Annotated in this window: 1 pseudogene; it reads left to right on the forward strand. The window is 49.6% G+C overall.

Features of this window, described 5'->3' with window-relative positions:
- Positions 1-310: 310 nt before the first annotated feature.
- Positions 311-474: pseudogene (locus tag QMM04_RS23075) on the forward strand (methyl-galactoside ABC transporter substrate-binding protein); the annotation flags it as partial.

Consider the following 474-nt stretch of genomic DNA (forward strand, 5'->3'; position numbering starts at 1 on the left):
GTGTAACCGTTTCCAATCTGTGATTACATTCACAGTTAATTAACATGGCGCTCACTATGATGGCAGCGTCTTACCGGACTGAAACATCATGTAACGCCGGGTTCTCCTTCTCCGGTCAGGTTTCAGTAGCCGATTGAAATAGTTCACAACACTCTTCAGGAAGCGTTTACGTACAGGGAAGTCAGGATTGCGATGGTGGCCCGGCTTTGCGTTACGCGTCCGCCCCATAAATGAGTTTGAACCGACTGCGCTGGTTGCCCGCAGGCAGCACAGCGCGATGATATGCCCTACATAAAAAACCGGAGATACCATGAATAAGAAGGTTTTCACGCTCACAGCACTGGTTGCCAGCATGATGTTTGGTGCAACTGCGCACGCCGCCGATACCCGCATTGGCGTGACAATTTATAAATACGACGACAACTTTATGTCTATGGTTCGCAAGGACATCGACAGCGAAGCCAAAAAACTGGG

Origin of the sequence: Pantoea sp. Pa-EAmG (genome assembly GCF_030024295.1) — a bacterium.
In the GTDB taxonomy this organism is placed as follows: Bacteria; Pseudomonadota; Gammaproteobacteria; order Enterobacterales; family Enterobacteriaceae; genus Pantoea; species Pantoea dispersa.